Source organism: Rhizobium sp. BK602, from assembly GCF_014195095.1.
Classification (GTDB): Bacteria; Pseudomonadota; Alphaproteobacteria; order Rhizobiales; family Rhizobiaceae; genus Rhizobium.
Genome location: NZ_JACIBC010000002.1, coordinates 89,807 through 104,276 on the forward strand (window position 1 = coordinate 89,807; position 14,470 = coordinate 104,276).

Consider the following 14,470-nt stretch of genomic DNA (forward strand, 5'->3'; position numbering starts at 1 on the left):
GAGGATATGCGAAAGAGTCTCATAGCATCCCTGGCACTTCTGCTTGCATCCAGCGTCGCGGCTTTCGCTGACGGGGCGTCCGACGGCGTGGTGAAGATCGGCATTCTGAACGATCAATCGGGCGTCTATGCCGACTTCGGCGGCAAGTCCTCCGTGGAAGCGGCAAAGATGGCCGTCGAGGATTTCGGCGGCAAGGTGCTGGGCGTGCCGGTCGAGATCGTCAACGCGGATCACCAGAACAAGCCCGATATCGCCTCCAACATCGCCCGCCAATGGTATGACCAGGACAAGGTCGATGCCATCATGGAGCTGACAACCTCGTCCGTCGCGCTGGCCGTGCAGGCGATCGCCAAGGAAAAGAAGAAGATCGACATCGTCACGGGCGCTGCGACCACCGATCTCACCGGCAAGCAATGTTCGCCCTATGGCTTCCACTGGGCCTATGACACGCATGCGCTCGCTGTCGGCACCGGCGGCGCGCTGGTCAAGCAGGGCGGGGACACCTGGTTCTTCCTGACCGCCGACTATGCCTTCGGCTATTCGCTGGAGCAGCAGACTGGCGATTACGTCAAGGCGAGCGGCGGCAAGATCCTGGGCTCGGTCCGTCATCCGCTCTCGACCAACGACTTCTCGTCCTTCCTGCTGCAGGCGCAGTCGTCGGGCGCCAAGGTCATCGGCCTTGCCAATGCCGGCCTCGACACGTCGAACGCCATCAAGCAGGCTTCGGAATTCGGCATCACCCAGGGCGGCCAGCATCTGGCGGCGCTCCTCTTCACGCTAGCCGAAGTCCACGGCCTCGGCCTGCAGGCGGCACAAGGCCTGACGCTGACCGAAGGCTATTACTGGAACCTCGACGACAAGAGCCGCGAATTCGGCAAGCGCTTCTTCGCCCGCACCGGCAAGATGCCGAACATGATCCATGCCGGCACCTATTCCGCCGTGCTGCAATATCTGAAGGCCGTGCAGAAAGCCGGCACCGATGATACGGAAGCGGTCGCCAAGCAGCTGCACGAAATGCCGGTCGACGACGTCTTCGGCCGCGGCGGCACGGTCGGCGCCAATGGCCGCATGATCCACGACATGTATCTGCTGCAGGTCAAGAAGCCCGAGGACAGCAAGGAGCCCTGGGACTATTACAACGTGCTGGCGACCATCCCCGGCAAGGAAGCCTATATCGATCCGGCCAAGAGCGGCTGCGATCTCGTCAAGCAGTGAGGCTGCGGCCGGCCGATGGCGATGTCTGCGACCGAACGACAGGAGGAGCCGCGGGTGGTCTTGTCCGCCCGCGGCCTCCGTCGCGATTTCGGCGGCTTTACGGCCGTCAAGAATGTCGATCTCGATGTGCATCATGCCCGCGTCCATGCCCTGATCGGCCCGAACGGCGCCGGCAAGACGACGGTGTTCAATCTGCTCACCAAGTTCCTGCAGCCGACGCATGGCACGATCACCCTGCTCGGCACCGATATTACCCGGACGAAGCCGGACAGGGTGGCGCGCATGGGCCTGGTGCGCTCCTTCCAGATATCGGCGGTCTTCCCGCATCTCTCCGTGCTCGACAATGTCCGCGTCGCCTTGCAGCGGCCGAACAATCTGGCGCATCAGTTCTGGCGGCCGATCTCGGCGCTGAACAGTCTCGATGAGCGCGCCGAGCAGTTGCTGGCTGCCGTTGGGCTGACGAAGGAGCTGCACGCCATCGCCGCCGATCTTTCCTATGGCCGCAAGCGGGTGCTGGAGATCGCGACGACCCTTGCGCTCGATCCGAAAGTGCTGCTGCTCGACGAGCCGATGGCCGGCATGGGGCTGGAGGACGTCAACACCGTCTCGGCCATCATCCGCGACGTGGCGCGCGAGCGGGCCGTCCTGATGGTCGAGCATAATCTCTCCGTGGTCGCCGATATCTGCCACCATGTCACCGTGCTGCAGCGCGGCGAGATTCTGGCCGCCGGCGACTACGCCACGGTCAGCCGCGACCCGCGCGTCCGCGAGGCCTATATGGGCACGGAGGAGGCGTGATGGCGGCATTGCTGGAAGTCCAGGGTCTCAATGCCTGGTATGGCGAAAGCCACATTCTCCATGGCGTCGACATGAAGGTGGGCGAGGGGGAAACCATCACCATCCTCGGCCGCAACGGCGTCGGCAAGACGACGACGCTGCGCACCATCGTTGGCATCGTCCGCGCTCGCAAGGGCAGGATCGCCTTTGCCGGCGCCGACATGATGCAGGTGCCGCTGCACAGGACGGCGCACAGGGGCATCGGCTTCGTGCCGGAAGAGCGCGGTATCTTTTCGACCCTCAGCGTCTACGAGAACCTGATGCTGCCGCCGGTGGTGGCCGGGGGAGGCATGACGGTGGACGAGATATTCGAACTGTTTCCCAATCTGCATGAACGCCGCAACAGCCCTGGCACGAAACTTTCGGGTGGCGAGCAGCAGATGCTCGCCATGGCCCGCATCCTGCGCACCGGCGTACGCATGCTGCTGCTCGACGAGCCGACGGAAGGCCTCGCGCCGGTCATCGTCCAGCGCATCGGCGAGGTGCTGGAGAAACTCAGGGAACGCGGCATGACCATCCTGCTGGTCGAGCAGAATTTTCGCTTCGCCAGCCGCATCGCCGACCGCTTCTATCTGATGGATCACGGCCAGATGGTCGCGGAATTTCCCGTCGGCGAACTGCCGGAGCGCATGGACATGCTGCACAAGGTTCTGGGGGTCTGACGCCATGACCACGATATTCGGCATCCCGCTCCAGGCGCTGCTCGGCCAATTGCTGATCGGGTTGATCAACGGCTCCTTCTACGCGCTTCTGAGCCTCGGGCTCGCGATCATTTTCGGCATGTTGAGAGTGATCAATTTCGCCCATGGCGCCTTCTATATGCTCGGCGCTTTCGTGGCCTATCTGCTGCTGGCCTATACCGGCATCGGCTATTGGCCGGCGCTGGTGCTGGCGCCGCTGATCGTCGGCCTGTTCGGCGCCGTCGTCGAGCGGCTGTGCCTGCGCCGGCTCTACGGCATCGACCCGCTCTACGGCCTGCTCTTCACCTTCGGCATGGCGCTGACCATCGAGGGCACCTTCCGCTACATCTACGGCTCCTCCGGCCAGCCCTATGCCGTGCCGTCGGCGCTCGCAGGCGCACAGAATATCGGCTTCATGTTCCTGCCGGTCTATCGCGGCTGGGTGGTCATCGCCTCGCTCGTGGTCTGCATAGGCACCTGGCTCCTGATCGAGAAGACCAAGCTCGGCGCCTATCTACGGGCTGCGACGGAAAATTCCGTGCTGGTGCAGGTCTTCGGCGTCAATGTGCCGGTGCTGTTGACCCTGACCTATGGCTTCGGCGTGGCGCTCGCCGCCTTTGCCGGCGTGCTGGCCGCACCCATCTATCAGGTCTCGCCGCTGATGGGCTCGAACATGATCATCATCGTCTTCGCCGTGGTCGTCGTCGGCGGCATGGGCTCGATCATGGGCGCCATCGTCACCGGCTATGTGCTGGGTGTCGCCGAAGGCTTGACCAAGGTCTTCTATCCGGAGGCCTCCAACATCGTCATCTTCGTGATCATGGCGATCGTGCTGCTTATCAGGCCCGCGGGCCTCTTCGGCCGGGATGTGTGACATGGCAGATACCGCAACGCTCAATACCAAGGCTCGGCCCGCTCTCACGGTGCAGAAGCTGCTGCTGCTCGCCGGCCTCGTCGCCTTGATCTGGGTGCCGTTCTTCATCTACCCGATCTTCGTCATGAAGGTGCTCTGCTTCGCGCTGTTTGCCTGCGCCTTCAATCTGCTGCTCGGCTATACCGGGCTTTTGTCCTTCGGCCATGCCACCTTTTTCGGCGGCGCGGCCTATTTCACGGCGCATGCGGTGAAGGAATGGGGCCTGCCGCCGGAACTCGGCATATTGATCGGTGTCGCCGGCGCGGCATTGCTCGGCCTGGTCATGGGCTTCGTCGCCATCCGCCGCCAGGGCATCTATTTCGCCATGATCACCCTGGCGCTCTCCTACATGTTCTATTTCTTTTGCCTGCAGGCGGAGTTCACCAAGGGCGAGGACGGCATCCAGTCGGTGCCGCGCGGCTACCTCTTCGGCGTGCTCGATCTGAGCAATTCCTTCAACATGTATTATTTTGTGCTCGCCGTGTTCGTCGTCGGTGTGCTGATCATCTGGCGCTTCATCAACTCGCCCTTCGGCATGATCCTGAAATCGATCCGCGAAAACGAGCAGCGGGCGGTTTCGCTCGGCTATTCCGTCGCCCGCTACAAGCTCGGCGCCTTCGTGATGTCGGCGGCATTGGCGGGGCTTGCCGGCGCCGTCAAGGCGCTGGTCTTCCAGTTCGCCACGCTGACCGACGTCGCCTGGCAGATGTCCGGCGAGGTGATCCTGATGACCCTGCTCGGCGGCATCGGCACGATGATCGGCCCGCTGTTCGGCGCCGGCTTCGTGGCGACGCTGGAAAACTATCTCGCCACCTCGGAATTCCCCGTCACCGTCATCACCGGCATCGTCTTCATGGTCTGCGTCCTGCTCTTCCGCCGCGGCGTCATCGGCGAGTTCTATGCGTCGCGGCTGGGGCGGAAGCTGGGGTTCGAGTATCGGCGGTGACTGTTTGATTTTCCTTCTCCCCGTGAGCGGGGAGAAGGTGCCCGAAGGGCGGATGAGGGGCCCGCGCGAACTTCCAGTGAATACGAAGTTTGCCGGACCCTCCCGCCCCTCACCCTAACCCTCTTCCCGTCGGCGGCGAGGGGGACGACAGAGTCTTTGGAATGGATCGCTTCGACTATATCATCATCGGCGCCGGCAGTGCCGGCTGCGTGCTGGCCAACCGGCTGTCGGCGGATCGCAATACCAGGGTGCTGCTGCTGGAGGCGGGCGGCAATGACAATTATCACTGGATTCATATCCCGGTCGGCTATCTCTATTGCATCAACAATCCCCGCACCGACTGGTGCTTCACCACGACCGCCGAGACCGGATTGAACGGCCGCGCGCTGAACTATCCGCGCGGCAAGGTGCTCGGCGGCTGCTCCTCGATCAACGGCATGATCTACATGCGCGGCCAGGCGCGCGACTACGATCTCTGGCGACAGCTCGGCTGCGCCGGCTGGGGTTGGGAGGATGTGCTGCCCTATTTCGTGAAGTCCGAGGATCATTACCGGGGCAGGGACGAGATGCATGGCGCCGGCGGCGAATGGCGGGTGGAGAAAGCCCGCGTGCGCTGGGCCGTGCTCGACGCCTTCCAGGCGGCGGCACGCGAGGCCGGTATTCCGGAGACTGCGGATTTCAACCGCGGTAACAATGATGGCTCCGGCTATTTCGACGTCAATCAGCGCTCCGGCATTCGCTGGAACACGGCGAAGGCCTTTCTGCGGCCGGCGTTGAAGCGAGGCAATCTCACCCTATTGACCAAGGCGCAGGTTCGCCGCCTGCTGATCGAGGGCGATGCCGTCGCCGGTGTCGAATTCCAGCATGACGGCATGGCGAAGCGCGCCTATGCGACCAGGGAGACGGTCCTGTCCGCCGGGTCGATCGGCTCGCCGCAGATCCTCGAACTCTCCGGTGTCGGTCGCGGCGAAGTGCTGAGCCAGGCCGGCATCGAGGTGGTGCGCGAGGTCAAGGCGGTCGGCGAGAACCTGCAGGATCATCTGCAATTGCGCATGGCCTACAAGGTGACCGGCGTGCCCACGCTGAACGAGAAGGCGACGTCCTTGTTCGGCAAGGCGGCCATCGGTTTGGAATATCTGGCGCGCCGTTCCGGGCCGATGGCGATGGCGCCGAGCCAGCTCGGCATCTTCACCCGCTCCGGCCCCGACAAGGAAACGCCGGATCTGCAATATCATGTGCAGCCGGTCTCGCTCGACAAGTTCGGCGATCCCGTCCATCCCTTTCCGGCGATCACCGCCAGCGTCTGCAACCTGCGGCCGGAAAGCCGGGGTTCGGTGCATATCCAGAGCCCGGATTTCGCCCTGCAGCCGGCGATCAGCCCGAATTACCTCTCTTCGCCGCGCGATCGCGAAATCGCCATCCGCTCCATCCGCCTGACGCGGCGCATCGTCGCGCAGCCGTCTTTCGCCAGGTTCCGGCCGGAAGAGTTCAAGCCCGGCCCCTCCTATCAGACCGATGCCGATCTGGAGCGCGCTGCCGGCGATATCGGCACGACGATCTTCCATCCCGTCGGCACCTGCCGCATGGGCGGCGATCAGCAGAGCGTGGTCGATCCGCGCCTGCGGTTCCGGGCGCTGTCGAGGCTCCGGATCGCCGACGCCTCGGTCATGCCGTCGATCACATCGGGCAATACCAACTCGCCGACCATCATGATTGCCGAAAAAGCCGCCGAGATGATCCTTGCCGACAACAGCTGAGCGCCTATTGATTAGGTAGGCAGGGATACGGAGTTTGGGAATGAGCAGCATAGACGAGGTCATCATCGAACGGCGGGGATCGGCCGGTCTTATCCGCCTCAACCGGCCGCAGGCGCTGAACAGCCTGACATTGCCGATGGTCCGGGCGATCGCCTCGGCGCTGGATGCCTTCGCCGCCGACCCCGCCGTGGCGAGCGTCATCGTCAAGGGCGAGGGCGAGCGCGGTTTCTGCGCCGGCGGCGATATTCGGCTGCTGCATCAGAGCGGCCAGGAGAAATCCGATGGCGCCGAGAGTTTCTGGCGCGAGGAGTTCCGCCTCAACCACACCATCGCCCATTATCCCAAGCCCTATGTGGCGCTGATGGATGGCATCACCATGGGCGGCGGCGTCGGCCTTTCCGCACATGGCAGCCACCGTGTCGTCACCGAGCGCACCCGGCTTGCCATGCCCGAAACCGGCATCGGTTATTTCCCGGATGTCGGCGCCACATGGCTCTTGCCGCGCGCGCCCGGCGAGGCTGGCATCTGGATGGGCCTGACCGGCCTGATCATCGATGCTGCCGACGCCATCCATGCCGGGCTGGCCGATCATGCCGTTGCATCTTCGGACCTGCCGGCCCTGATCGAGGCGATCGCCGCATTGCCCGTCACGTCATCGCCGGCAGATGCGCACAGGACGATCTCGGCTATGGCGCTCGACACCGGGACGAGCCGCCTGGCCGCCAACCGGGATGTGATCGACCGGGCCTTCGCCCAGGATGCCGTCGAGGACATTCTGCAGGCGCTGGCGCAGGAGCCCGGTGATTTTACCGCCGAAGCGGCGCAAGTGATCGCCACCCGCTCGCCGACCAGCCTGAAGCTGACCTTGCGGCTTTTGCGGGCGGGACGGACAAGCGCGAGCCTAGCCGAGTGCCTGAACCGCGAACTCGGCGCCTGCCTCGGCATATTGTATAATCCGGACTTCTACGAGGGCGTGCGCGCCGCCGTCATGGACAAGGACCGCAATCCGAAATGGTCGCCGGCAAGCCTTGCCGAGGTCGATGCCGCGAGTATCGACCGCTTCCTCGTGCCGGCGCAGCCGCCGCTTTTCGCATAATGAGAATCTGGGAGGAGAGCATCATGACACGGATCGCATTCATCGGCCTCGGCAATATGGGCGGTCCCATGGCCGCCAATCTGGTCAAGGCCGGCCATGCCGTTACCGGTTTCGACCTCTCGCATGACATGCTGAAAGCTGCGGAGGCGACGGGCGTCAAGGCCGCGAGCGTGCTGACCGAGGCGCTGGCCGACGCGGAAACGGTTATCACCATGCTGCCGAAAGGTCAGCATGTGCTGACCGTCTGGACCGATATCCTGCGCTCGGTGCCGAAAGGCACGCTCCTGATCGATAGCTCCACCATCGATGTCGACAGCGCCCGCAAGGCGCATGCCATGGCCGGTGATGCCGGTTGCCTGTCGCTCGACGCGCCGGTTTCCGGCGGCACCGGCGGCGCGGCGGCGGGAACGCTGACCTTCATGGCCGGCGGCTCGGCGGAGAGCTTTGCGGGGGCCAAGCCGCTGCTGGACGTCATGGGAAGGAAGATCGTCCATTGCGGCGAGGCCGGGGCCGGTCAGGCGGCGAAGATCTGCAACAACATGATCCTCGGCATCTCCATGATCGGCGTCTGCGAGGCCTTCGTGCTCGGCGAAAAGCTTGGCCTGTCGCATCAGGCGCTGTTCGACGTCGCCTCGACCTCGTCGGGCCAGTGCTGGTCGATCAACACCTATTGCCCGGTGCCGGGTCCGGTGCCGACGTCGCCGGCCAACAACGACTACAAGCCCGGTTTTGCCGCGGCGCTGATGCTGAAGGATTTGCGGCTGGCGCAGGAAGCGGCCCTGTCGAGCGGCGCATCGACGCCGCTCGGCGCCGAGGCGGCGCAGCTCTTCGCACTGTTCGAAAAGCAGGGCAATGGCGGCCGCGATTTCTCGGCAATCATCGAGATGTTCCGGGAGGCAGACTGAATATTATGCGTGACGATCGAGCGAGTTGAAAGCTCCGATGCCCCTTACTTGCGATCGCAGGGCAATCGCATGTGAGATGAGGTCGTTGCGGCGCCCTCCTTCTCCCCGCTGGGGAGAAGGAGCTTAGGGTGCTCATCCGCCTCATATGCGATTGCCCTGCCCTCAAGGGGAGGGGGCTTTGCCGAAGCTGCGGCCCTTAGCGGGCAGTTCCCAACTCACCGCCACATGCCACGCATGCGCGCACCCACATCGACCCTGACCTGCCGTGCCTGGATCGCAGCCGGGCTTTCCGCGCGGGCCGGCGGCCAGCCGCAGACCTCGAAGAATTGCAGGAGCGTTACCGGAATGAAGCGCGTGCGCGAGGCGAAGACATGCCGGTCGCCTTGCGCATGCTGGCCATGGACGAAGAAGCGTTGCGGGATGACGAGGTCGAGGCTGTCCTTGGCGCGAGTCATGGCGACATAGAGCAAGCGCCGTTCCTCCTCGATTTCGGCGGACGAGCCGACGGCGAGGTCGGCCGGAATGCAGCCGTCGACGGCGTTGAGGAGGAAGACCTTCGTCCATTCCTGCCCCTTGGCGGAATGGATGGTCGAGAGGATGAGATAGTCCTCGTCGAGCAGGGGAACGCCGGCCTGATCGCTGGTAGCATCCGGCGGGTCGAGTGTCAGTTCGGTGAGGAAGCGCTCGCGCGAGCCGTAGCCGCCGGCGATCTGTTCGAGCTGGATCAGATCCGCCTGCCGGGTTGAAGCGTCCTCGTGCGCCCGCTCCAGATGCGGCTCATACCATTGCCGCACGAGGCCGATCTCCGCCGGCCATCCGGCCTTGCCGCCCTTTAGCGCCTGCATGGTCGCAACGAAATTGGTCCAGTCCTCGCCCGAGCGCGGCGGCGCGGGACATTCGGCCAGCGCTGCCACCGGATCGGCCTCTTCGCCGATATGGTCGAGCACGCGCTGGGCGGTGGAGGGGCCGACGCCGGGCAGAAGCTGCATCAGCCGGAAGCCGGCAACGCGGTCGCGCGGGTTCTGGGCAAAGCGAAGCGCGGCCAGCATGTCTTTCACATGGGCACTGTCGAGGAACTTCAGCCCGCCGAATTTGACGAAGGGAATGTTGCGGCGAGTGAGTTCCACCTCCAGCGGCCCGCTATGATGCGAGGCGCGGAAGAGCACGGCCTGCTGCTTGAGCCTGGCGCCGCCCTCGCGGTTTTCCAGCACCTGGTCGGCAACGAAGCGCGCCTGATCTGCCTCGTCACGCACCGTTACCAGCCGCGGCCGCTCGGCGCTCTGGCGCTCGGTGCGCAGGTTCTTGGTGAAGCGTTCGGAAGCGAGGTCGATCACCGCATTGGCGGCGGCGAGGATCGGCTGCGTCGAGCGATAATTGCGGTCGAGCGTGACGATATCGGCCGATGGCGTGAAGGCCGTGGGGAAGTCGAGAATGTTGCGCACCGTGGCGGCGCGGAAGGAGTAGATCGATTGCGCATCGTCGCCGACGACGGTCAATCCCCGGCCATCCGGCTTCAGCGCCAGCAGGATCGACGATTGCAGTCGGTTGGTATCCTGATATTCGTCGACCAGCACATGATCGAAGCGGCCGCCAATGTCTTCGGCGATCAACGGCTCGTGCAGCATATGCGCCCAGTAGAGCAGCAGATCGTCGTAATCGAGCACGTTCTGCGCCTGCTTGGCCTCGACATAGGCGGCGAAAAGTTCGCGCAACTGCTTGTCCCAGGTAGCGCACCAGGGAAAGAAATCGCGCAGCATCTCTTCGAGCGGCGCTTCGGAATTGACGGCGCGGGAATAGATGGAAAGGCAGGTCGCCTTGGTCGGAAAGCGGTTTTCCAGCTTGGAGAAACCGAGATCGTGGCGGATGAGGTTCATCAGGTCGGCACTGTCTTCGCGATCGTGGATCGTGAAGGCCGGGTCGAGGCCGATCTGCTCGGCATAGTCCCGGAGAAGCCGTGCGCCGATGCCATGGAAGGTGCCGCTCCAGGCAAGCGCGTCGGCCATGATGCCGGCATTGGGACCAAGCACCTCGCGGCAGATGCGCTCGACGCGGCGGCCCATTTCGGCGGCGGCGCGGCGGGAGAAGGTCATCAGCAGGATACGGCGCGGATCGGCGCCCTTGACGATGAGATGCGCGACGCGGTGAGCGAGCGTGTTGGTCTTGCCGGAGCCGGCGCCGGCGATCACCAGCAGCGGTCCGGCGATATGGCTGCCCTCGGCCGTGGTGCCATGTTCCACCGCCTGCCGCTGCTCCGGGTTCAGCTTTTCCAGATAAGCTGCTGTCATGGGCTCTCCTGAAGGCGTCGGACGCAAATGCGAATCATGATCGCCGGATTGTCCAAGTGTTCGATGAATGTTCCGAATCGGCTAAAACTGTCAAGATCGGCCGGAGCCACACATGGTTGTGATCCCCACGGCCAGCGGACGGCTTCAGATTTAATGAATGCCTGCTCGAAAACGTTCTTTTGTGTTCTTATGTAACAATTATGACAGGTGCGTTTCGCAGTGCTGAGGTGAGGGTTTCCGAGAATGAACGAGACGATCGCCACCGGATTGCGCCAGCCTGGAGGGCCGGTTGCCCTGACGGACGGGCGCGTCGCACTGGTGGAGATGGACGATAGCCGCCGCTGTCTGACCGTGATCGCCGCCAACGGCGCGCGGCAGGAAATCGGCCGGGCCGGTGGCCGCCCCAGTGGGCTGGCGGTCGACGGCAATGATTGTTTCTGGGTTGCCGGCGGTCCGGAAAATTCTCTCGTTCGTCTTTCTGCCGAAGGCCGGACCCTGCAGGTGATCGAAGGCGGCGCGGATGGGCCGTTCGTCTATCCGAACGATCTTGCTTTCGGCCCGGACGGCTTGCTCTACATGACCGATTCCGGCGTCCGCATCTCCGATCTGCGCGAAGGCGGCGATATCAATCCCGATTTCTTTCATGCCTCCTATAATGGCCGCGTCTATCAGATCGACCCGGCGGAGGGGCGGGTGCTGCGGGTGTTGGCGACCGGCCTGCTGCATGCCGGCGGCATCGCCTTCGGCCCCGATGGGCGGCTCTATTACAGCGAGACGCTGACCGGCAAAATCCATCGGCAGGTGGTCGGAGCGCGGCAGGAACTCTTCGCGCAGGTCATGCCGTCGCCGGCCGTCAACACGCTGCGCGGACCGGCCGGCATGGCTTTCGATCGCGACGGCGTGCTTTATTGCGCGCTCTACGGATTGGGAGAGATCGGCTTGATCGATCGCTCGGGGAAGATCGCGGGCCGCATCCGCACCAACGGCATGCGCCCCGGCAATCTCGCATTCACGCGCGATGGCAAATATCTGCTCGTGACCGAACAGGAAAACGGTGCTTTGGAAAGAATGGCGGCGCCACGTCCAGGCCTGCCGCTGTATATGCCCTCGATCTAGAGCAATTCCAGGAAAACCGTGCAACGGTTCTCCGCCCGCAATTGCGTAAAAACAACAGGATGGGGCATTTCCCGCCTGATGGCGGATGGACATGCCCGCAACCGGGCATGTCCTCATTCGGATCGGCCCGCCGCTTATTCGGCGGCCGGGATCTGCTTGTTGTCCTTGCCGGACTTGCCGTCGGCCGCATTGGCGTCGTTGGCGACGGCCTTGGCATGACGGCGGCGCCAGTCGCCGAGGAAGAGCAGGATCGGCGCTGCGATGAAGATCGACGAGGCGCCAGCGACGAGGATGCCGAATACCATCGGGATCGCGAAGCTGGAGACGGCGCTGCCGCCCCAGATCGCCATCGGCACCAGCGCCAGGAAGGCGGTGGCGTTGGTATAGAGGCTTCGCGCCAGGGTCTCGTTGATCGACTTGTCGATGATGTCGCGCAGCGGCATCGATTTGTAGAGCCGCATGTTTTCACGCATGCGGTCATAGACCACGACCTTGTCGTTCACCGAATATCCCACAAGCGTCAGGACCGCGGCGATGGCCGTCAGGTTGAAATCGAGGCCGGTGATCGCGAAGAAGCCGATCGCCTTGGTGACGTCGAGCACCAGCGTGACGATGGCGCCGACCGCGAAGGGCCATTCGAACCGCACCCAGATATAGACGAGCATCGCCAGGCTGGCGATCACGACCGACAGGATGCCGGCCCAGGCAAGCTCGCCCGAGACCTTCGGACCGATGACATCGGTGCCTTCGATGGTCGCGCTTGGGTCGATCTTGACGATTTCCGCCTTGAGCTTGGTCACCGCGGCCGTCTGCGCCTCTTCGCCGCCGTCCTGGCGCTGGGCGCGGACGAGGAGGCTGTTGTTGTCGCCGAAGGACTGCAGTGCGATTTCGCCGAGGCCAAGCGTGTTCAGGCCTTCGCGGAAGGTCGCCAGATCGGCCGCGTCCTTGGTCTTGACCGACATCTGGATGCCGCCGCGGAAATCGACGCCGTAGTTGAGGCCCGGATGGATGAACAGTACCACCGAGGCGATCGACAGGATCGCCGAGACGGTGACGCCGAAGAAGCGGGCCTTCATGAACTGGATGTGCTTGTCATAGGGGCTGAAGGGGATGAGCGGCCTGATGTTGACAACCTTCAGCTTGCGGCGACGGGTGATGGCGATCATCACGACGCGCACGAAGGCGACGGAGGTGAACATCGAGATGATGAGGCCGAGACCCATGGTCACGGCAAAGCCGCGAACCGGGCCGGAGCCGAAGTAGAACAGGATGGCGGCCGCGATCAGGGCCGTCATGTTGCCGTCGATGATCGTCGAATAAGCCTTCTTGAAGCCGTTATCGATGGCGGAAAAGGCGCTGCCGCCCTTGCGGGTTTCTTCGCGGATGCGCTCGTTGATGAGAACGTTGGCATCGACCGCAAGGCCGATACCGAGGACGACACCGGCGATGCCGGGCAGCGTCAGCGTGGCGCCGACCAGCGTCAGGGCCGAGAAGGTCAGGATCGTGTGGATGAGCAGGGCGACATTCGCGAGGATGCCCCAGGCGCCATAGAGCACGAAGATGAAGGCGGCAACCAGGACGAAGCCGATGAGGCCGCTGTAGATGCCCTTCTGGATGGCGTCGCTGCCGAGGTCGGCGCCGACGGTGCGCTCTTCGATGACCGTCAGCTTGGCCGGCAGGGCGCCGGCGCGCAGCAGCGCTGCGAGCGTCGTTGCGCTGTCGGCGGTGAAGTTGCCGGAAATCTGGCCGGAACCGCCGGTGATCGGCTCGCGGATATTCGGAGCGCTCAGCACCTTGTTGTCGAGGACGATGGCGAAGGGTTTGCCGACGTTTTCGCGGGTGATTTCCGCGAAACGATTGGCGCCGGCGCTGTCGAAGCGGAAGGTGACGAGCGGCTCGTGCGTGTTCGGATCGAAGCTGACGCGGGCGTCCGTCAGGCGGTCGCCGGACAGTTCGATACGGTCGAGCACCGGATAGCTCTGGCCCTGTTCGTCCTTCAGGATGGTGACGCCGGGACCCGGATTGTTCGGATCGACATTGTCGGCCAGCAGATGGAAGGACATTTTCGCGGTCGAGCCGAGCAGCTCGCGCAGGTGCGACGGGTCCTGTGCGCCCGGAAGCTGGACGAGAACGCGGTTCGGGCCGACACGCTGGATGGTCGGTTCGGCGACGCCCACCTGGTCGACGCGCTTGCGGATGACTTCCAGGCTCTGCTGGACGGCGGAATCGACATTGCTGGCGATACCGGCCTTGGAGAAGGACAGGGTGATCGTGCCGCCGTTCGGGGCGACAGTCAGGTCCGACTGGCCGGCGGAAAGGCCGGATGAGATCGTATTGGCAAGCGTCTGCAACTGCGTCACCGCATCGCCGCTCTGCGAGGGATCGGTGAGCGTCACGACGATCTGATCGCCATTGCGGACGATCGAGCGGGTCAGGATGTTCTTGTCGCGCAGGACGCGGCGCGAATCCTGTTGCAGCGATTGCAGCCGCCCGTTGGTCAGATCCTTCTCGTCGACTTCGAGAACGAGATAGGAGCCGCCGCGAAGGTCGAGGCCGAGGGAAACCTGGCTATGTGGAAGCCAGGAGGGGATCTTGCTCAGGACCGACTGCGGAAGCACGTTCGGCAGGGCAATGAAAAGGCCAAGCACGATGATCACTGAATAGAGTGCCACCAGCCATGGGGAAGTGCGCATGGGTATTATCCTTGGAGATACGCTGAT

General features: G+C 63.9%; 11 protein-coding genes. 9 read left to right on the forward strand and 2 right to left on the reverse strand.

Features of this window, described 5'->3' with window-relative positions:
* The first annotated feature begins 6 nt into the window (after window positions 1-6).
* The 8 genes from FHX11_RS05845 to mmsB all read left to right on the forward strand — a co-directional run bounded on the left by FHX11_RS05845 (window position 7) and on the right by mmsB (window position 8,349).
* On the forward strand, window positions 7-1,215 hold the full coding sequence (locus FHX11_RS05845) for an ABC transporter substrate-binding protein (protein WP_184356014.1): 1,209 nt from the start codon (window positions 7-9) through the stop codon (window positions 1,213-1,215).
* 15 nt (window positions 1,216-1,230) lie between these two features.
* The gene (locus FHX11_RS05850; protein WP_184356016.1) at window positions 1,231-2,013 is read left to right on the forward strand and encodes an ABC transporter ATP-binding protein; all 783 of its coding nucleotides are present in this window, start codon (window positions 1,231-1,233) and stop codon (window positions 2,011-2,013) included.
* Entirely contained in the window at window positions 2,013-2,714 is a 702-nt protein-coding gene (locus FHX11_RS05855) for an ABC transporter ATP-binding protein (RefSeq protein ID WP_184356019.1), read from the forward strand. Before FHX11_RS05850 ends, FHX11_RS05855 begins: the two co-directional genes overlap by 1 nt.
* Window positions 2,715-2,718: 4 nt before the next feature.
* Window positions 2,719-3,606 carry a branched-chain amino acid ABC transporter permease gene (locus FHX11_RS05860; protein ID WP_184356021.1) on the forward strand — a complete coding sequence of 296 codons (888 nt, stop codon included), beginning with the start codon at window positions 2,719-2,721 and terminating at the stop codon, window positions 3,604-3,606.
* A gap of 1 nt (window position 3,607) precedes the next feature.
* Window positions 3,608-4,591, forward strand: a complete 984-nt coding sequence (locus FHX11_RS05865; RefSeq protein WP_184356023.1) for a branched-chain amino acid ABC transporter permease — start codon at window positions 3,608-3,610, stop codon at window positions 4,589-4,591.
* 161 nt (window positions 4,592-4,752) lie between these two features.
* On the forward strand, window positions 4,753-6,348 hold the full coding sequence (locus tag FHX11_RS05870; RefSeq protein WP_184356024.1) for a GMC family oxidoreductase: 1,596 nt from the start codon (window positions 4,753-4,755) through the stop codon (window positions 6,346-6,348).
* 40 nt (window positions 6,349-6,388) lie between these two features.
* The gene (locus FHX11_RS05875) at window positions 6,389-7,444 is read left to right on the forward strand and encodes an enoyl-CoA hydratase/isomerase family protein (RefSeq protein ID WP_184356026.1); all 1,056 of its coding nucleotides are present in this window, start codon (window positions 6,389-6,391) and stop codon (window positions 7,442-7,444) included.
* Between the two features lie 23 nt (window positions 7,445-7,467).
* Window positions 7,468-8,349, forward strand: a complete 882-nt coding sequence (gene mmsB, locus FHX11_RS05880) for a 3-hydroxyisobutyrate dehydrogenase (protein WP_184356028.1) — start codon at window positions 7,468-7,470, stop codon at window positions 8,347-8,349.
* A gap of 215 nt (window positions 8,350-8,564) precedes the next feature.
* On the opposite strand, the gene FHX11_RS05885 is transcribed toward mmsB, so the two are convergent.
* Entirely contained in the window at window positions 8,565-10,634 is a 2,070-nt protein-coding gene (locus tag FHX11_RS05885) for an ATP-dependent helicase (RefSeq protein WP_184356030.1), read from the reverse strand.
* 243 nt (window positions 10,635-10,877) lie between these two features.
* On the opposite strand from FHX11_RS05885, the gene FHX11_RS05890 reads away from it, so the two are divergent.
* The gene (locus FHX11_RS05890) at window positions 10,878-11,750 is read left to right on the forward strand and encodes an SMP-30/gluconolactonase/LRE family protein (protein WP_184356032.1); all 873 of its coding nucleotides are present in this window, start codon (window positions 10,878-10,880) and stop codon (window positions 11,748-11,750) included.
* 134 nt (window positions 11,751-11,884) lie between these two features.
* On the opposite strand, the gene secD is transcribed toward FHX11_RS05890, so the two are convergent.
* Window positions 11,885-14,443, reverse strand: a complete 2,559-nt coding sequence (gene secD / locus FHX11_RS05895; protein WP_184356034.1) for a protein translocase subunit SecD — start codon at window positions 14,441-14,443, stop codon at window positions 11,885-11,887.
* Window positions 14,444-14,470 lie beyond the last annotated feature (27 nt).